At 66.2% G+C, this 16,856-nt stretch carries 16 protein-coding genes; 9 read left to right on the top strand and 7 right to left on the bottom strand.

Going from position 1 to position 16,856, the window contains the following annotated elements; all coding sequences use genetic code 11:
• Nucleotides 1–84: 84 nt before the first annotated feature.
• Together HAV18_RS10780 and HAV18_RS10775 are read right to left on the bottom strand one after the other, a co-directional pair.
• A complete protein-coding gene (locus HAV18_RS10780; RefSeq protein WP_166955400.1) occupies nt 85–672 on the bottom strand; it encodes a DUF4410 domain-containing protein in 588 nt (195 codons plus the stop codon).
• A 260-nt stretch (nt 673–932) separates the two neighbouring features.
• The gene (locus HAV18_RS10775) at nt 933–1,940 is read right to left on the bottom strand and encodes a hypothetical protein (RefSeq protein ID WP_166955398.1); all 1,008 of its coding nucleotides are present in this window, start codon (nt 1,938–1,940) and stop codon (nt 933–935) included.
• A gap of 193 nt (nt 1,941–2,133) precedes the next feature.
• On the opposite strand from HAV18_RS10775, the gene HAV18_RS10770 reads away from it, so the two are divergent.
• Nucleotides 2,134–2,859, top strand: a complete 726-nt coding sequence (locus HAV18_RS10770) for a class I SAM-dependent methyltransferase (RefSeq protein WP_166955396.1) — start codon at nt 2,134–2,136, stop codon at nt 2,857–2,859.
• Between the two features lie 157 nt (nt 2,860–3,016).
• Here HAV18_RS10770 and HAV18_RS10765 read toward each other — a convergent pair whose 3' ends face one another.
• The 3 genes from HAV18_RS10765 to HAV18_RS10755 form a co-directional block, all read right to left on the bottom strand.
• On the bottom strand, nt 3,017–3,493 hold the full coding sequence (locus HAV18_RS10765; RefSeq protein ID WP_166955394.1) for a GNAT family N-acetyltransferase: 477 nt from the start codon (nt 3,491–3,493) through the stop codon (nt 3,017–3,019).
• 154 nt (nt 3,494–3,647) lie between these two features.
• Entirely contained in the window at nt 3,648–4,649 is a 1,002-nt protein-coding gene (locus HAV18_RS10760) for a zinc-dependent alcohol dehydrogenase family protein (RefSeq protein WP_166955392.1), read from the bottom strand.
• A 61-nt stretch (nt 4,650–4,710) separates the two neighbouring features.
• Nucleotides 4,711–5,013, bottom strand: coding sequence for a helix-turn-helix transcriptional regulator (locus HAV18_RS10755; protein ID WP_048021417.1), 303 nt, complete (start codon nt 5,011–5,013; stop codon nt 4,711–4,713).
• A gap of 106 nt (nt 5,014–5,119) precedes the next feature.
• On the opposite strand from HAV18_RS10755, the gene HAV18_RS10750 reads away from it, so the two are divergent.
• Entirely contained in the window at nt 5,120–5,575 is a 456-nt protein-coding gene (locus tag HAV18_RS10750; RefSeq protein ID WP_243771599.1) for an ATP-binding cassette domain-containing protein, read from the top strand.
• A gap of 223 nt (nt 5,576–5,798) precedes the next feature.
• Here HAV18_RS10750 and HAV18_RS10745 read toward each other — a convergent pair whose 3' ends face one another.
• Nucleotides 5,799–6,836 (bottom strand): aldo/keto reductase, encoded by a 1,038-nt coding sequence (locus HAV18_RS10745; protein ID WP_166955390.1) that lies wholly within the window; start codon nt 6,834–6,836, stop codon nt 5,799–5,801.
• Nucleotides 6,837–6,967: 131 nt separating this feature from the next.
• Between HAV18_RS10745 and HAV18_RS10740 the strand changes: the two genes are divergently transcribed.
• From HAV18_RS10740 to HAV18_RS10710, 7 genes are all read left to right on the top strand, one after another.
• Nucleotides 6,968–7,855 (top strand): LysR family transcriptional regulator, encoded by an 888-nt coding sequence (locus tag HAV18_RS10740; protein WP_166955388.1) that lies wholly within the window; start codon nt 6,968–6,970, stop codon nt 7,853–7,855.
• A gap of 174 nt (nt 7,856–8,029) precedes the next feature.
• Complete coding sequence (locus tag HAV18_RS10735) at nt 8,030–8,329, top strand: helix-turn-helix transcriptional regulator (protein ID WP_021160594.1); 300 nt, start codon at nt 8,030–8,032, stop codon at nt 8,327–8,329.
• Between the two features lie 20 nt (nt 8,330–8,349).
• Nucleotides 8,350–9,702, top strand: coding sequence for a pyridoxal-dependent decarboxylase (locus HAV18_RS10730; protein ID WP_166955386.1), 1,353 nt, complete (start codon nt 8,350–8,352; stop codon nt 9,700–9,702).
• A 60-nt stretch (nt 9,703–9,762) separates the two neighbouring features.
• Nucleotides 9,763–9,909, top strand: coding sequence for a hypothetical protein (locus HAV18_RS10725; RefSeq protein ID WP_166954202.1), 147 nt, complete (start codon nt 9,763–9,765; stop codon nt 9,907–9,909).
• A gap of 120 nt (nt 9,910–10,029) precedes the next feature.
• A complete protein-coding gene (locus HAV18_RS10720; protein ID WP_166955384.1) occupies nt 10,030–10,497 on the top strand; it encodes a cupin domain-containing protein in 468 nt (155 codons plus the stop codon).
• Nucleotides 10,498–10,825: 328 nt separating this feature from the next.
• On the top strand, nt 10,826–13,297 hold the full coding sequence (locus HAV18_RS10715) for a GH92 family glycosyl hydrolase (protein WP_166955382.1): 2,472 nt from the start codon (nt 10,826–10,828) through the stop codon (nt 13,295–13,297).
• Between the two features lie 114 nt (nt 13,298–13,411).
• On the top strand, nt 13,412–16,108 hold the full coding sequence (locus tag HAV18_RS10710; RefSeq protein WP_166955380.1) for a GH92 family glycosyl hydrolase: 2,697 nt from the start codon (nt 13,412–13,414) through the stop codon (nt 16,106–16,108).
• A 60-nt stretch (nt 16,109–16,168) separates the two neighbouring features.
• Here HAV18_RS10710 and HAV18_RS10705 read toward each other — a convergent pair whose 3' ends face one another.
• Nucleotides 16,169–16,843 (bottom strand): metalloregulator ArsR/SmtB family transcription factor, encoded by a 675-nt coding sequence (locus HAV18_RS10705; protein WP_166955378.1) that lies wholly within the window; start codon nt 16,841–16,843, stop codon nt 16,169–16,171.
• Between the last annotated feature and the right edge of the window lie 13 nt (nt 16,844–16,856).

Raw genomic sequence — 16,856 nt, 5'->3', positions numbered from 1 at the left:
CGAAACCTGCATCGCCGCCGGCGGATGCGCGCCACCGCTGCCGCCCGACGAGCCGCACATTCGCGGTCGGCCGGGCGTCGGGCATTACTGCGTCTTCGTCTGCGTGGCGTTCGCCTGTTGCGCGTCAGCCGCCGGTTCGAGCGTCGTCAGCGTCTTCTCGGTGAACTTCTCGTACAGCCAGTTCAGGCGCGTATCGTCCATGCCGCCGGCGATGCCGCCGAGTGCGTACGAAGCCGACACCTTGAAGCGGTCGATCTGATGATTGTCGGCGTCGACGAGCGTCACGGTGCCGTCGACATGATCGTTGCCCGCCATGAAGCCGAACATGACGGCCGAGAAGCTCGAGCGCACGCGAATGCCGTTGACTTCCACGTTCAGGTGCATCGCATCGGTCGAATCCGCCGTTGCCAGCAGCTTGCGTGCGGCCAGTGCGCTTTCGAGTTTGCCCTTCAGGTTCTCGGGGCTGAACTTCAGGTTGTCCTTCAACGCTTCCTGGGCGGCATTGTCCAGCGTCACTTTCACGATAACGGGCTTCGTGCCGAATTTCGGCGTCGATACTGTTGCGATGGCCCCCGCCGGATCGCTGGCGTCGCGTGTCACGCTGCTGGCGCAGCCCGACAGGAAGCCGATCGTCACCAATGCCAGAGCGGCATGACGGAATACAGATTTCATGATTTGGTCTTTTTTAGTTTGGGTTATTTGAGATGGCTCTGTGGCCGGGCGGGAATCTAGCACAGGACAATCCGGTTCAAATGGTCGAATAGACCGAAACGCCCGTTCGATCCCGATTCGTCGCGGCGTTTGGTGCCGATGAAAAACATGCGCCGCTCGTGTGGCGAGCGATGACGGCGCGCGGTTCACCGGGACGACCGGTTCCGCGCAGAAGAGGGAGGCCGGCTTTCGCCGTGGCGGCGCCGGCTATGTGCGTGTCGTCACGGGCTGTTGCCTGGTGCCGCCCCGCCGAGTCGATACGCCGTGAAGAACTCGTACCACGGCGACCCTTCCGCAACCGGCACACCGAGCGCCGCGGTTCGCCGCTTCAACGCGCCGAACACGTCGTTGATACGCGCCGTCTGCCCCGCATCGTTGAACGGATAGGGCCGTGCCCGGCCGGCTGCGAACGCGCCATATGCAATCGCGAGCAGGCGCGCGCGGCCGTCGGTCGACGCGATCGATCCGTTGATCGCTTCAGCGAGGCGCGGCCGGTCTTCGGCGCGTGATCCGGACAGGCACAGGAACACGATCGCCGACAGTTCGTGCAGGTCCTTCACGCGCAGCAGCGCCGGCAGTCGCGCGACGATTCGCTCCACCGGTTCATCGCGCAGGGCATCGCCGAAGTCGAGCACGGCGGTCATCGGATTCGTGTCCGCTGTCAGGCGATCGAGTGCCGACGGTGCGGCCAACGCACTGGCGCCGTCCGGCGACGATGCCGGCGCAGACCGCAACGCATCGGCCACCTGCTGCGTCCATTCCGGAAAGATCATCCGCACGTTGCCGAACTGCTCGCCGCCTTCCGCCGCCGGATTCCATCGATACACGATCGTGCCGCCGCGAATGAACGGCGAATACAGGTGTTCGGGCGTTTGCGGCAGCGGCCGCCGGTTGATCGGCAGCCATGCGAGCGTCAGCCAGTCGTAGCGGCCGGTGGCGGGCACGGCAGGGCTCGAACTCGCGACGACCTGCCACATGCCGCGATTCGCATAGCGGCGCCGCGCGTCGGGCACCGGGACGGTCCGGCCTTTCGCGGTGTCGAAGTAGGTCGTGCCGGTCACGTTCGTTCCGCTGTCCGCGGCCGGCGTGAGGGTGGAGATGACCCACGACACGCCGTCCGCCGAACGGTAGTCGGACGGCTTCAGCGTCGCGACGTCGTGCACCATGCGCGTTTCCGCCGCGACGGGGCTCGGGGGCAGATTGGCGGGCGCGGCCAGGATGCTCGGCATGGGATGTCCTCGGAATCGGGTGCGACTCGTCTAAAGGGGACGATGCACGGCGGCTCAGGTTGTTTTCTGTAACTGTAGGACTTCGCCGCCGGAAACGGAAACCGGCAACACGGCGCAACCCGTTCACGCGTTCCGCCGCTTCGGCTTACCATGCGCATCCTGAGCCAACGACGAATACCGGGCGGGAGCGCGCATGACCGACACGAAAGCCATCACCGAACACTGGATACAGGTCGCCGATCAATGGATCGACTGGGCCGGCAGGCCCGGCCACGATGCGTTCTGGAAATACCGCGCCGGGCTCGCGGCCTATATCGGCCGCGATACCGGCCGCGCGCTGGAGATCGGCTGCGGCGAAGGCCGCGTGAGCCGCGAACTGAAGGCGCTCGGCTACGACGTGACCGCGAGCGACGTGGTGCCCGCGATGCTCGACGTCGCGCGTCACGCGGATTCCGCGCATCGCTACGAGCTGGCCGACGCGGCGTCGCTGCCGTTCGACGCGGCCAGCTTCGATCTCGTGATGGCGTACAACGTGCTGATGGATCTCGACGACATGCAGCGCGCGCTGAACGAGGCACGCCGCGTGTTGAAGCCGGGCGGGCTGCTGTTCATCTCGCTCGTGCATCCGTTTCGCGATCGCGGCGGCTTCGCGGGGCCGCAACCCGATGCGCCGTTCGTGCTGAAGGGCAGTTATTTCGGGCGTGAGCACTTCGACGGCGTGGAAACGCGCGACGGGCTGTCGATGCACTTCGCGGGCTGGTCGCTGCCGCTGCAGGCGTATATGGAAGCACTGGAAGCGGCCGGGTTCGCGATCGTGTCGTTGCGCGAGCCGCCGCCCGACCAGGCCGATACGGACCAGTTGAAGCAGTGGGCGCGCGTGCCGCTGTTTCTGTGGATCAAGGCGCGGCCGGTGGGTTGAATCGGTAGCCCCGAGGACACCAAAATTGACCGAAAGGATGATCTTGTATCCCCGGGGCTACCAGGTTTGCCGAAGCGGCCGTCCCCGGGAGGGATCATGGCCTTCAATCGGGCGGGTCGATTGAGCCGTGGCGCTTACGCACGTCTCGCCGCTCAGCTCAGCGCGACAGCTCCTTCCGGTAGAGCACGGCCCCCGGCTTTACCGCGACCGTGTCGTAGAGCCGCATCGCCGTGTGGTTCGTCTCGTGTGTGTTCCAGTACACGCGTTCGGCGCGATGCGCACGCGCGGTGTCGTACACGGCTTCGATCAGCGCGCGGCCGACACCCTTGCCGCGCTTGCTGTCGAGCGTGAACAGGTCCTGCAGGTAGCAGGTCGGCCCGGCGTGCGTCGTGCTGCGGTGATACAGGAAATGCACGAGCCCGACGAGCTTGCCGTCACGTTCCGCGACGAAAGCATGAACGGGCTCGTAGCCGTCGAAGAAGCGCGACCACGTGAGCTGCGTGATGCGCAACGGCAGGGCAGTATCGTCGAAGCGGCCGTAGAAGCGGTTATAGCCGTCCCACAGCGGGAGCCACTGGTCGTAGTCGTTTTCCGTGACCGCGCGTACGGTCAATCCGGTGTCGTTGGCATTCATGTTGGCGGACCTTTCGATGAGAAGGGGGCGCGCTGCCGATCCGGCCGGCGCGTCGCAGGTCTCTACGATAGGAAGTTCGCGGCACCATGGGTAGGCCCATGACGACTGCATTTCATGGTGCCACGGCCAACGGTCGAGCATCCGCGCGACAGAATCATGAAGACCCGGCAACGCGTTCGGGATGAGCCGGCGGCTCGACTGCGACCGCAATCGCGATCTTTCCCCGCACACCGTGGTGGGGACTTTCCAGCCGGGCATGGGCGAGCGGAATATCGGCAAGCGAATAGACGGCGCCGACGTGTGGCCGCAGCTGTCCGCGCGCAACCAATGCGCTCAACTCATCCAGCTTGCCGCGGTTTTGCCTCGTGAAAACGAAGTGATAACTCGCGTTCTTGCCCCAGGCCTGAATGACGTTTTGCGGCTGTGCGATGTCCACGATCGTGACGACGCGGCCAAGCTGTGCGAGCGCATCGGGGCTGCGCGACAAGGTGTTGCCGCCGATGGTGTCGAACACGACATCGACGCCGCGGCCATCCGTGGCCCGCATGACGGCGTCGACGTAATCGTCCTTTTCGTAGTCGATGATCCCATCGGCACCCAAGCTTCGGGCGAACTCGACGTTGGCTTCGCGCACGGTCGTGAGCACCCTTGCGCCGATGGCTTTGGCGAGCTGGATCGCCACATGACCGACGCCTCCGGCCCCGCCATGTACCAGGATGCTTTCCCCCACGCGCAGCGCCGCACGCACGACCAGTGCTTCCCATGCCGTTCCGCCGACCAGGGTCAGGCTTGCCGCCTCGAGATGGCTCAGCGACGGAGGCTTCTTCCCGACGATGTTTTCGGCGGCAACGTGGTACTCGGCATAACTGCCCGGCCCGTCGAAGATTTGCGGGGTGTACCAGACCTCGTCTCCCGGAGAGAAGGCCGTCACACCCGGCCCGATCGCTTCGACCACGCCGGAGACGTCATGCCCGGTAATGGCTGGCAGCTGCACCAGGTCGGGATAGTCGCCACGCCGGACCTGGTAGTCCAGCGGGTTGATGGACGTCGCATGGACGCGAACCAGGACTTGTCCCGCGTTCGGCACGGGCTTGGGCACGTCACACAGTTCGAACGATTCCGGGCCGCCAAACGATTTGAGCATGAGCGCTTTCATCGGAAATCCTTGTTTCGGTAAAAAGGGATATCGGGAATTATCGATATATCGGGATAAAAAATTACAGCTCTTTGCCAATGGCCTTGGCAAGCGCACTGATGGCTGCTTCATTGCGCTTGTAGTAGGTCCACTGACCGATGCGCCTGACTTCGACCAGGCCGGCTCGTTGCAGCGTGGCAAGGTAATCGGACACTGTCGACTGCGACAGTCCGACGCCCTCCTGGATGCTGCTGACACAGACGCCCACCGTGAGAACGTCCCCTTCGTCCTGCGGAGGGAAGTTTTTCACGGGATCCTTCAAGCCTTGCAAGATCTCGAGGCGGGTGCGGTTCGAGAGGGCTTTGAATATGTCGAGCAATTCCATGGCGCGGAGTATATCGAGATTTACCGATATGTCAATGTGAGGGCCATCCGCCGTTCGGTAGAGCCCGGGGCTGACCGGCCTTCAAAGGGCGCGCGTTGCTGGCGCCATGCCGCGCGAAGGGCGCGTGGTGTTCGACCGCGTCGGCTATGCGTACGGCAACGGTCGCGGTGTGACCGATGTCGATTTCGTCGCCGAGCGCGGTGCGATCACGTTCGTCGTCGGTGAAACGGGTGCGGGAAAATCGACGGTCTTCAAGCTGGCGCTGAAGTCGATCGAACCGACCGGCGGGCGGATTCTCGTCGACGGCGTCGATCTCGCGGACATCGACCGCGCCGACTGGTACGGCGCGGTCGCCGTCGTGCTGCTGAACGAAAGCCTGGAGGACAACATCCTGCTCGGTCGGCCGCGCGATGTGCGGCGCTTGCGGGAAGCCGCCGCGAAGGCCACGATCCTGGCGTTCATCGACGCCCTGCCGGACGGCTTCCGCACGACGGTCGGCGAGCGCGGGCTGAAGCTGTCCGGCGGCGAGCGCCAGCGCATCGCGATCGCGCGGGCGCTGTAAGGCAACCCGACCGTCCTGTTTCTCGACGAGGCGAGTTCCGCGCTCGATGAAGCAACGGAACGCGACATCATGGAACACGTGCGGCTGCTCGCCCGCGACGTCACGGTGATCGCGATCACCCACCGGCGCTCGGTCATCGGCGCCGCCGACAAGGTCGTGCGGCTCGGCCACACAGGCGTGCCGGCCTGACGCAGGCACGCAGCCGCGTCGCCGCTGCCGCCGCTTACCCGCGCATCGGCGGATTGAGCCGCGCGAAACCCGCCTGCCGGCGATACGGGAAGTACGGATAAGGCGCTTCCACGGCGCTCGCCGCATCGAGCTTCGCGACCTGCGCATCGGTCAGCGCCCAGCCTGCCGCGCCGAGGTTCTGGCGCAACTGTTCCTCGTTGCGTGCGCCGATGATGACCGACGACACGGTCGGCCGTTGCAGCAGCCAGTTCAGCGCGATCTGCGGCACCGTCTTGCCGGTTTCCTCCGCGATCGCGTCGAGCACATCGACCACGTCGTACAGGCGTTCGTCGTCGACCGGCGGCCCGTAGCTGGCCGTTTCATGCAGGCGGCTGCCTTCGGGCAGCGGCGCGTTGCGCCGGACCTTGCCGGTGAGCCGGCCCCAGCCGAGCGGGCTCCACACGAGTGCGCCGAGGCCCTGGTCGGCACCGAGCGGCATCAGGTCCCATTCGTAGTCGCGGCCGACGAGCGAGTAGTAGACCTGGTTCGCGACGTAACGCGACCAGCCGTGCCGATCCGCCGCCGCCAGCGATTTCATGATCTGCCACCCCGCGAAATTCGACACGCCGATGTAGCGCAGCTTGCCCGCGCGCACGAGATCGTCGAGCGTCGACATCACTTCCTCGACCGGCGTGCCCGCGTCGAACGCGTGCAGTTGCAGCAGGTCGATGTAGTCGGTGTCGAGGCGGCGCAGCGCGTGGTCGACGGCACGGACCAGCCGCGCGCGCGACGTGCCCGCGTCGTTCGGGCCGTCGCCGGTCGGCAGGCCCGTCTTCGTCGAGATCAGCACCTGGTCGCGACGCCCCTTGATCGCGGCGCCGAGTACGCGCTCGGATTCGCCGTCCGAATACACGTCGGCCGTGTCGAACAGGTTCACCCCGGCTTCGAGGCAGATGTCGATCAGGCGGCGCGCTTCGTCGACGCCCGTGTTGCCCCATGCGCTGAACAGCGGGCCGGTGCCGCCGAACGTGCCGGCGCCGAAGCTCAGGACGGGAACCTTGAGGCCGGAGCGGCCGAGGGTGCGGTATTCCATGGCGGGTTTCCTTTGGATGATCGAAGTGCCGAGGGGGCGGCCGCGAAGCCAGGCGTCGGCACACTGTATCGCTTGCGGATATTTCGGATAATTGGGCAGGCTTCGAAAATATCCTTCGAAAGGAGCGAACAATGCTGCTGGACAATCTCGCGCTGTTCCTGCGCATCGTGGAGAAGGGCGGGCTCGCCGCGGCGGGCCGCGAGTTCGGGATGTCGCCGGCCACGGTGTCCGAGCGGCTGAGCGCGCTCGAGCGTCACTACGGCGCGGCGTTGCTCGCGCGCACGACGCGCGCGATCAGCCTGACCGACGAGGGCCGCACGGTCGTGGACGGCGCGCGGCGCCTGCTGGCCGAAGCCGACGAACTCGAAAGCCGTGTGCGGCTGGGCGTGCAGACGCTCTCGGGGCCCGTGCGGCTGAGCGCACCGGCCGATCTCGGGCGCGAGCGCGTCGTGCCTGTAGTCGATGCGTTCCTGGCCGAGCACCCGGGTGTGACGGTCGATCTGCATCTCGGCGACGGTTACGTCGATCTCGTCGGGCAGGCGTTCGATTTCGCGATCCGCCGCGGCACGCTCGCGGACAGTTCGCTGCGCAGCCGCTCGCTCGGCCGCGGGCGGCGCGTGGTGTGCGCGTCGCCCGCGTATCTCGCCGCGCACGGCACGCCAACGCATCCGGACGATCTCGCTTCTCACGACTGCATCGTGATGCGTTTCGGGCCGGACCTGTATGCCGAATGGCCGTTCAGCATCGATGGCGAACCGAAGCGCGTGACGGTGCGCGGCCGCCGCGTGGCCAACGACGGCGCGCTCGTGCGTGCGTGGTGCATCGCGGGGCACGGCGTCGCGCTGAAGTCGCTGGTCGACGTCGAGCAGGATCTGGCGTCCGGCGCGCTCGTCGAAATCCTGCGCGACTTCTCGCCAGGCGACGTCGACTTGCAGATCGTGTACCCGGGCCGTGCCGCGCAGCCGAGGCGCGTGCGTGCGTTGATCGACAGGCTGGCGCAGGCGCTGACTGCGGCGTAATGCAGGTGGCCCAGGCTGTCGCGAAACGCTGAAGCAGCGATCCCGTTGCGATTGCATCGTGTGTCGATGCGGCATCCCCGCGCGCCACGTCACCCGCTGAAATCGTCCTTCAAACCGATTGCCCACATTTCGTCATTTAGCTAATATTCGAAACGTCAAACGAAACCGCACGCCATGGACGACGTTACCCGCATCAGCGCTTTGGCCAACGAAAGCCGTCTGGCCGTGATGCGCTGGCTCAAGCAGCCGCGCAAGCATTTCCCGCCGCAGCCGCACGGCGACTTCGACGAGCTCGGCGTGTGCTGCACGTACATCACCGAGAAGCTCGGCATTGCGCCGGCCACGACCACGCGCCACATGCGCATCCTCGCGGATGCCGGGCTCGTGCGGGCGACCCGCGTCGGCAAGTTCACGTACTACAAGCGGATCGACGGCGCACTGCAGCAGCTCGGCCAAGATCTCTCGCAACTCTGATTCCCCCCGAGGCAACCGACATGGACGAACTTGCACTGCTGGCCGACGCCGACCGGCGCGCACACGCGTATCTGGCTGCAACCAACGAGCGACGCGTGTTTCCCGACTCGGCCGCGCTGGCCGGCCTCGCCGCATTCGACGAGCCGCTGCCCGACGCGGGCCGCCCGGCCGACGACGTGCTGCGCCTGCTCGACGAGCGCGGCACGCCCGCGACGGTGGCGTCGAACGGCCCGAACTACTTCGGCTTCGTGATCGGCGCGGCGCTCCCGGCGGCGGCGGCGGCCGAGCGCCTGATGCTCGCGTGGGACCAGTGCGCGTCGTCGTACGCGAATTCGCCGGTCGCGGCGACGATCGAACGCCAGGCTGCGCGCTGGGTCGTCGATGCGCTCGCGTTGCCCGAAGGCAGCGCGGTCGGGTTCGGCACGAGCGCGACCGCCTGCACGCTCGTCGCGCTGGTGGCAGCGCGGCGCGCGCTGCTCGCGCGCAAGGGCTGGGATATCGACGAGGACGGGCTGATCGGCGCGCCCGAAGTGAAGGTCGTGATCTCCGCGCTCGCGCACATCACGGTGAAGAAGGCGCTCCGCGTGCTCGGTTTCGGGATGAAGCGCATCATCGTCGCGCCGGTCGACGCGCACGGCCGCATCGACCCCGCCCGGTTGCCGCCGCTCGACGACATGACGATCCTCTGCGTGCAGGCCGGCGAAGTGAACACCGGCGAATTCGATCCGTTCGCGGCGCTGATTCCGCCCGCGAAGGCGGCCGGCGCATGGGTGCACGTGGACGGCGCGTTCGGCCTGTGGGCGCGCGCATCGTCGAAGCGTGCGCTGACGGACGGCATCGACGGCGCGGACAGCTGGACGACCGACGGCCACAAGTGGCTCAACACGCCGTACGACGGTGCGATGGTGATCTGCCGCGACGCGGCCGCGCTCGCCACCGCGATGAACAGCGACGCCGTCTACCTGAGCGGCGCACAGGATGCGCAGAAGAACCTGAACCTCGAATTCTCGCGGCGGGCGCGCGGCATTCCCGTGTGGGCTGCGTTGCGTGCGCTCGGCCGCGCCGGCGTGGCGACGATGGTCGAGCGGCATTGCGCGCAGGCGGCGCGGGTCGCGGACGGGCTGCGTGCGGCCGGCTACGACGTGCTGAACCGCGTCGTGCTGAACCAGGTGCTCGTGCGCGCCGGCACCGACGACGAAACCGCGGCGATCCTCGAAGCCGCGCAGGCATCGGGCGACGTGTGGTTCGGCGCGACCGTGTGGCAGGGGCGGCCGGCGTTCCGGATCAGCGTGTCGTCGTGGCGCACGGAAGATGCGCACATCGATCGGCTCGTCGCGTTGCTGACGGCGCTGCGCGGCGTGCACGTGCGCTGAGCGTCATGCGGCGTCCGTGCCCGTCACGGTGGCGGACGCAACCTTCAGGCATTCGATGAAGTGCAGCGCGGCCGGCGTCAGCCGCCGCTCGTCGCCGACATCGAGGCAAGCTGCGTTGAGCGTACCGCGCTGCGCGGCGCGAGCGTGCAGGCGCAGCTCCCCGATTACGAGCCGGTGGTGTTCGGTGCGGAATGCGTCGCGCGCTAGCCGCGTGCGACAGCGGTGTGGGCGACACGTCTGCCGGCTTGAAAATGTCGGACAATAGCCGGCGCGCGCGCCGCGCCGGCGCAGCGTTCAACCGAAGCATTCACGCTTGCGAGACCCCCAATGTCGACTCCCTTTCCCCGGGAACTGCTGAAGGCCGCCGATATCGCGAAGATGGAACCGATGCGCGCGGTGCATTCGCTGAATCCCAATGCCGTCCGACTCAAGCGACAGCTCAGCGACCTGACCGGCCTGACGCAATTCGGTATTCACCTGCTCACATTGATGCCCGGTCACGAATCGGCCGAGTATCACCGTCACCTGTACGAAGAAGAATTCGTCTACGTGCTGTCCGGCACGGGCTCGGTCACGATCGGCGAACGCGTCAGTGAAATCGGGCCCGGCGATTTCATCGGCTTTCCGCGCGGCGGCGAAGCGCATACGGTGCAGAACACCGGCGATGCGCCGCTGGAGCTGCTCGTCGGTGGGCAGCGGCTCGAACACGATGTCTGCGAATACCCGCGTAGCGGCAAGCGGCTTTATATCGCCGGCGAGCTTGAGGATTATGTCGAGCTGCCGAAACAGCCGTGATCACCAATCGCATTCGCAATGTCGAATTGCGTATAAAAAACTGAATCGATCGCCTCTTGTTTAGATAAACAAAATAAAAATTCGTAAAAACACGGGGTAGAGAAATCGCGTTTATTTGGGCACGCTTGTGCGCATTGTCCGTTCCCGGGTGCCGGCATTTCGACATGCCGGCGCGTCTTTTTCGGGCACCCGAGTACGGAAATAAATACACGCGTCAGGCAGTTTCGACCGATTGACCGCGTACGCGACAAGTCACGGAAAGATTCCTGATTTAAAGCTCAGTAGTTCGAATCAATAGCGTGATTCAAGAACGAAACGGAGACAGGCGATGTCGAGGAACTGGGGGTTGGGAACGGCGCTGCTGGCCCTGTGCGTTGTCGTGGCTTCGTGCGGCGGCGATGGCGATTCGCCGTCGGCAGGCGCTTCGAATCTGTCGGCCGCGGCGCAGTCGCAAGGCAACGATAACGGCAACGGCGGCAACGACAACGGCAATGGAAGCGACAACAGCAACGGCAACGAAGCATCGAAGAAGAACGCCGACATTCGCGTCGTCCAGTACGTCAACCCGCTGATCGGCACCGACTACGCGACCGATCAGCCGGCCGACCCGGTCGGCTCGGGTCTTGGCGGCGGCACGTTCCCGGGGCCGACGGTCCCGTTCGGAATGATGCAGTGGAGCCCGATGACGCCCACCGCCCAGTACGACAGCCGCAAAGGCGACGGCTCCGGCTTCTCCGGCGGCTACTGGTACGGCGACACGTCAATCAACGCGTTCAGCGTGCTGCACCTGAGCGGCACCGGTTGCTGGGCGAACGGCGGCTACCTGAACGTGATGCCGCAGCTCGCGCCCGACGACGCCGGCACGCCGGCCAGCTTCAGCCACGCGAACGAAACCGCGCAGGCCGGCTATTACGGCGTCACGCTCGGCAACGGCATCAAGGCCGAGCTGACGACGACGGTGCGCACCGGCTTCGCGCGCTTCACGTATCCGGCACTCGCGCAGGGCCAGCAGGCGACCATTGCGATCGATCCGACGGTGCAGAACAACCGCTCGCAGGGCACGACCGCGGATACGGTGAAGCAGGTCGGCGATCGCGCGCTGTCCGGCACGATCGCGGGCAGCGGCTTCTGCTGGGCCGGGCACGCGGTGCCGCTCTACTACTACGCGGAGTTCAGCCAGCCGTTCGCGGTGAAGCCGTCGCTGGCCGCGAACAGCCCGCTCACCGTGACGTTCGCGGTCGACAAGCAGCACCCGGCCGTGATGATGAAGCTCGGCATCTCGTTCGTCAGCGAGGCGAATGCGAAGGCGAATCTCGACGCGGAAAATCCGGGCGACGAAGCGCACGGCCGCGCGGGCTGGCATTTCGACAAGGTGCGCCGCGCGGCGAGCGATGCATGGAACGCACGCCTGAACGCGATCCAGGTGAAGGGCGGCAGCGACGCCGACAAGACGAAGTTCTACACCGCGCTGTATCACGCATCGCTGCATCCGAACGTGTTCAACGACGTGAACGGCCAGTATCCGGACTTCTACGCGTCGAACGGTGCATCGGCCGCGCCGACGCGTCAGGTCGAGAACGGCCGCACGATGTACGCGAATTTCTCCGGCTGGGACATCGACCGCTCGTTCATCCAGCTGCAGGCGCTGCTCGATCCGGTGCGCACCAGCGACATCGTGCAGTCGCTCGTGCTCGATGCGAAAGCGTGCGGCGCGTTCCCGCGCTGGGCGTATTTCAATACCGAGACGGCCGTGATGCCGGGTGATGCGGGCTCGATCATCGTCGCGAACGCGCATGCGTTCGGCGCGACGAACTTCGACACGCAGGCCGCGCTGTCGATCATGAAGCGCAGCACGGCACCGGGTGCCGCGTGCGCCGGCACACCGGTGATGGGCAGCCGCGCGGACTACGACCGGCTCGGCTACGTGCCGTCGTCGGGCTCGGGCGACAACCAGACCGCCTCGAACACGCTCGAATATGCGGTGCGCGACTTCGCGGTGTCGCGCTTCGCGACGGCGCTCGGCGATACGGCGACGGCCGGCACGTTGATGAAGTCGAGCGGCAACTGGCAGAACCTGTTCGACAAGAGCGCGATCCAGCCGAAGACATCGGCGGGCGCGTGGGTCACCGACGGCACCGGCTTCATGGAAGGCAACTCGGAGCAATACACGTGGTACGTGCCGCACGATCTCGGCGGCGTGGTCGCGCAGGCCGGCGGCGCCGCGTCGGTCGTCAAGCGGCTCGACACGTTTTTCACGCACCTGAACATCGGCACCGTGCAGCCGTACTTCTACGTCGGTAACGAAGTGACGATGGCCGTGCCGTGGGTCTATGCGTGGGCCGGTGCGCCGTCGCATACGCAGCGCGTGCTGCACGCGTCGCTCGCGAACGAGTTCGGCACCGGTGCGGCCGGGCTGCCGGGCAACGACGATCTCGGCGCGATTTCGGGCTGGTACGTATGGGCCGCGCTCGGCCTGTACCCGGTCGTGCCGGGCGTGAGCGGGCTCGCGCTATCGAGCCCGCAGTTCGAGAAGATCGACGTGCGCGTCGGGCAGATGGACGGCAGCTACCGCCTGCTGCACATCGTTGCGCCGGGGGCGGGTTCGGGCGATACCGCGTCGTTCTACGTGAAGTCGCTGCGGCTGAACGGCGCGCCTTACTCGACCGCATGGCTGCCGTTCGAGCACATCGCGAAGGGCGGAAAGTTGTCGTATTCGATGACGGCCGACGCGAGCGCCGCGACGTGGGGCACCGACGCATCCGCGATGCCGTCGTTCCCGCAGGCGGCCGGCGCGCCTTGAGTTGACGTAACAAGTCGCGAACGGGAAAACACGTTCGGCACGTGCGGGAAACGGAGGAAGTTCAACGAGCGGTCCTTGCGAACGGGATCGACACAGAGAGGGTGGGACGAACGAATGAAGCTACGTCATGTGGTGGGTATCGGATGCCTTGCCGTGTTGTCGGGTTGCGGGGGCGATCAGTCTTCGACGGATGCGAGCGTGCTCGCGCAGATGTCGAACGCGCAGGGCAACCAGAACGACCAGGGTGATCAGAACGATCAGGGCAATCAGGGCAATCAGGGCAATCAGGGCAATCAGGGCAATCAGGGCGAGCACGGTGGCGCGGGCAAGCGCTCGGTGCTGCGCAGCGTCGATCCGATGATCGGCACTGCGAACCTCGACATCAACGCGGACTGGAGCAGCGGCGTGCGCGGCCACGGCCACGTGTACCCGGGCGCGACCGTGCCGTTCGGGATGGTGCAGTTGGGGCCGGACACGACCGGCGGCGCGCACACGCTGCCATGGAACTGGGGTCGCACGTCGGGCTATCAGTACGACGATCCGCTCATCACCGGCTTCACGCATACGCACCTGTCGGGCACCGGCATCGGCTCCGGCGGCGAAGTGCGCTTCATGCCGACGCTCGCGCCGGTCGACACCGCGACGCTGGCGAAGGTGGCGGCGGATGCGTCGATCACCTACAACGCGTCGTTCAGCCACGATGACGAAACCGCGAGCCCCGGCTATTACCGCGTGAAGATGGCGCCGGTCGGCAGCGGCAATACCCCGTGGAACGTCAAGGGCGCGAAGATCGTCGCCGAGATGACGGCCACAGCGCACGCGGGCGTGCATTGCTACACGTATTTCCCGAGCGCGGCCGCGCAGAAGCGCAGCATGATCGTCAGTATCGACAACCCGATCGGCGGCTCGACCGCGAGCGGCAAGATCCAGGTGATCGATGCGCAGACGATCGCCGGCTGGGAGATCACGAACAACTGGGCGAACAACAAGCCGACGTATTTCGTCGCGCGTTTCTCGAAGCCGTTCGATACGAAGAACGTCGCGTTCAGCGCCGACGGCTTCAAGGCTTACCTGACGTTCGCGGCCGACGGTAACGATGGCGGCGGCGCGGTCACGGTGAAGGTCGGCATCTCGCCGTCGAGCATCGCGGACGCGCAGGCCAATCTCGCGTCGGAAGTCGGCGCGAAGTCGTTCGACCAGGTGCGTGGTGCGGCCGAGCGCGTGTGGAGCGCCGCACTCGACCGGATCCACGTCAAGGGCGGCAGCGCCGACCAGCGGACGATGTTCTACACGTCGCTGTATCGCACGATGCTCGCGCCGACGGTCTACAACAACGCGGACGGCAGCTACGTCGGCATGGATTCGATCAACAACGGCACGAGCGCGCCGCCGACGACGAGCAAGCATGCCAATCCGGGTTTCGACTACTCGTCGACGTTCTCGCTGTGGGACACCTTCCGTGCCGAATCGCCGCTGATGACGCTGGTGCAGCCCGAGCGTGTCGACGGCTGGGTGAAGTCGCTACTCACGCAGTTCAGGCAGAACGGCAAGGGTGAGCTGCCGGTGTGGCCGCTCGCGCAGACGGAAACCTTCACGATGGCCGGCCACCCGTCGATCCCGATGATCGCGGATGCGTACCTGAAGCATCTGACGAGCGCCGGCATCGACGACATCTGGACCGCGCTGACGACCACGCAGGCCGCGAGCGCGCACGGTTTCGACCAGTATCGTCAGGGCGGTTACGTGGTCGCGGGCGACAACGCGTCCGTTTCGACGACACAGGACTATTCGTTCGACGACTGGGCGACGGCCGCGGTCGGCAAGGCGGCCGGCAAGAGCACGGCCGATTACCGGCCTTACCTGCAACGTAGCCAGAACTACCGGAACGTGTTCAACCCGGTGCTGAACAACGGCTGGAAATTCTCGCAGCCGAAGGATGCGCAGGGCAACTGGACGGCGGGCTTCGACCCGACCGCGGCGGAGAAGACCGACTTCTCCGAATCGAATTCGTGGGTTGATACGTGGAACATCTTCCATGACTTCCCCGGCCTCGTCGCGCTGCTGGGCGGCAAGAGCCAGTTCATCGCGCAGCTCGATCGCACGTTCGATCCGGCCAACCCGCTGACCTTCCTCAACAACCAGGGCTTTCCGGACCTGACCGGGCGCAGCGGGCAATTCTTCGCGGGCAACGAGCCGGCGAACCACCTGCCGTATCTGTACGCGGTCGCGGGCATGCCGTCGAAGACGCAGGACCGCGTGCGCACGGTGATGGACGACATGTACTCGCTGACGCTGACGGCCGGCGATCGCGCATTGTTGAGCGGCGACAGCCTGAAGGCCGCGGTGAACGATCCGCGGCGCGTGCGCGATTCGGCGATTCCCGGCAATGACGATTGCGGGCAATTGTCCGCGTGGTATGTGCTGTCCGCGCTCGGCATCTATTCGCTGAATCCGGTGGGCGGCGTGTTCTACCTCGGCACGCCGCTGTTCGAGGAAGCGACGATCGACATCCCGGTCGCATCGGGAGGCGGGGACGGTGGCGCGTTGAAGTTCGGCAAGTCGCGGCGCTTCAAGGTGACCGCGCATACGTCCAGCGGCGGCGCGCCATCGTCGGTCAATCGTTATGTTCAGTCGGTGAGCCTGAACGGCACGCCGCTGCATCGGCCGTACATCACGTACGACGAGATGAAGGCCGGCGGCACGCTCGACTTCGTGATGGGGGCGACGCCGAACGACGCGTGGGTCAGCACCTGGAACGGGCAGGACCCCAACAGCGCGCTCGCGCCTTCACTGGCGTTGGCGGGCAAGTAGCAGCACGCAAGTAGCAGCAGGCAACACCAAGCGGCCCGCATCGACGCGGGCCGTGTGGCTTCATCCAGCGGTGTCGGTCTCGACCGCGAGGCCGGCCGCTTTCCACTCCGGAAATCCGTCTTCCAGCCGCGCCGCCCTGAAGCCGCGTGCGCGCAATGCGGCGACGGCCTCGACCGCAAACACGCAGTACGGGCCGCGGCAGTAGGCGACGATCTCCGTCCCGGCCGGCAACTCGCTCACGCGCGCATCGAGTTCGGACAGCGGGATGTTCAGCGCACCCGGCAGGTGGCCTTGTGCGTATTCGTCCTGCGGACGCACGTCCAGCAGCGTGACGAGTCCGTCCGCGAGGCGCGCGGTCAGTTCGTCGCGCGACACGGGCTCCAGCGCATCGCGCGCATGGAAGTAGTCGCCCATCACTTTGCCGACCTCGGCGACGTTACGTTCGCCTACGCGGCCGAGCGCCTTCATCAGCACGACGACCTCGCTGTCACCGGCGAGGCGATACACGATGTGCTTGCCGCGCCGCTCGGTATCGACGAGGCGCGCGCGCCGCAGAATCTGCAGGTGCCGCGACGTGTTCGCGAACGTCATCCCGGACAGGGTCGTCAGTTCCTCCACCGACCGCTCGCGCTGGGCGAGATGCTCCAGCAATTCGAGCCGGTTCGGATGGCCGATCGCCTGTGCAATCTCGGCGAGGCTTGCATAAATCGCTTGCTTGGGTCCCGTGCTTGACACGTGGCCGCTCCTC

The sequence above is a fragment of the Burkholderia sp. D-99 genome (genome assembly GCF_011605345.1).
Lineage (GTDB): Bacteria > Pseudomonadota > Gammaproteobacteria > Burkholderiales > Burkholderiaceae > Burkholderia.
Note: the sequence above shows the minus strand (reverse complement) of the source record. Positions and strands in the feature narration are given on the sequence as shown.

Excerpts from the sequence above, each read along its gene's own strand:
- HAV18_RS10780 (WP_166955400.1), bottom strand. The coding sequence starts at position 672 with ATGAAATCTGTATTCCGTCATGCCGCTCTGGCATTGGTGACGATCGGC.
- HAV18_RS10775 (WP_166955398.1), bottom strand. The coding sequence starts at position 1,940 with ATGCCGAGCATCCTGGCCGCGCCCGCCAATCTGCCCCCGAGCCCCGTC.
- HAV18_RS10770 (WP_166955396.1), top strand. The coding sequence starts at position 2,134 with ATGACCGACACGAAAGCCATCACCGAACACTGGATACAGGTCGCCGAT.
- HAV18_RS10765 (WP_166955394.1), bottom strand. The coding sequence starts at position 3,493 with ATGAATGCCAACGACACCGGATTGACCGTACGCGCGGTCACGGAAAAC.
- HAV18_RS10760 (WP_166955392.1), bottom strand. The coding sequence starts at position 4,649 with ATGAAAGCGCTCATGCTCAAATCGTTTGGCGGCCCGGAATCGTTCGAA.
- HAV18_RS10755 (WP_048021417.1), bottom strand. The coding sequence starts at position 5,013 with ATGGAATTGCTCGACATATTCAAAGCCCTCTCGAACCGCACCCGCCTC.
- HAV18_RS10750 (WP_243771599.1), top strand. The coding sequence starts at position 5,120 with ATGCCGCGCGAAGGGCGCGTGGTGTTCGACCGCGTCGGCTATGCGTAC.
- HAV18_RS10745 (WP_166955390.1), bottom strand. The coding sequence starts at position 6,836 with ATGGAATACCGCACCCTCGGCCGCTCCGGCCTCAAGGTTCCCGTCCTG.
- HAV18_RS10740 (WP_166955388.1), top strand. The coding sequence starts at position 6,968 with ATGCTGCTGGACAATCTCGCGCTGTTCCTGCGCATCGTGGAGAAGGGC.
- HAV18_RS10735 (WP_021160594.1), top strand. The coding sequence starts at position 8,030 with ATGGACGACGTTACCCGCATCAGCGCTTTGGCCAACGAAAGCCGTCTG.
- HAV18_RS10730 (WP_166955386.1), top strand. The coding sequence starts at position 8,350 with ATGGACGAACTTGCACTGCTGGCCGACGCCGACCGGCGCGCACACGCG.
- HAV18_RS10720 (WP_166955384.1), top strand. The coding sequence starts at position 10,030 with ATGTCGACTCCCTTTCCCCGGGAACTGCTGAAGGCCGCCGATATCGCG.
- HAV18_RS10715 (WP_166955382.1), top strand. The coding sequence starts at position 10,826 with ATGTCGAGGAACTGGGGGTTGGGAACGGCGCTGCTGGCCCTGTGCGTT.
- HAV18_RS10710 (WP_166955380.1), top strand. The coding sequence starts at position 13,412 with ATGAAGCTACGTCATGTGGTGGGTATCGGATGCCTTGCCGTGTTGTCG.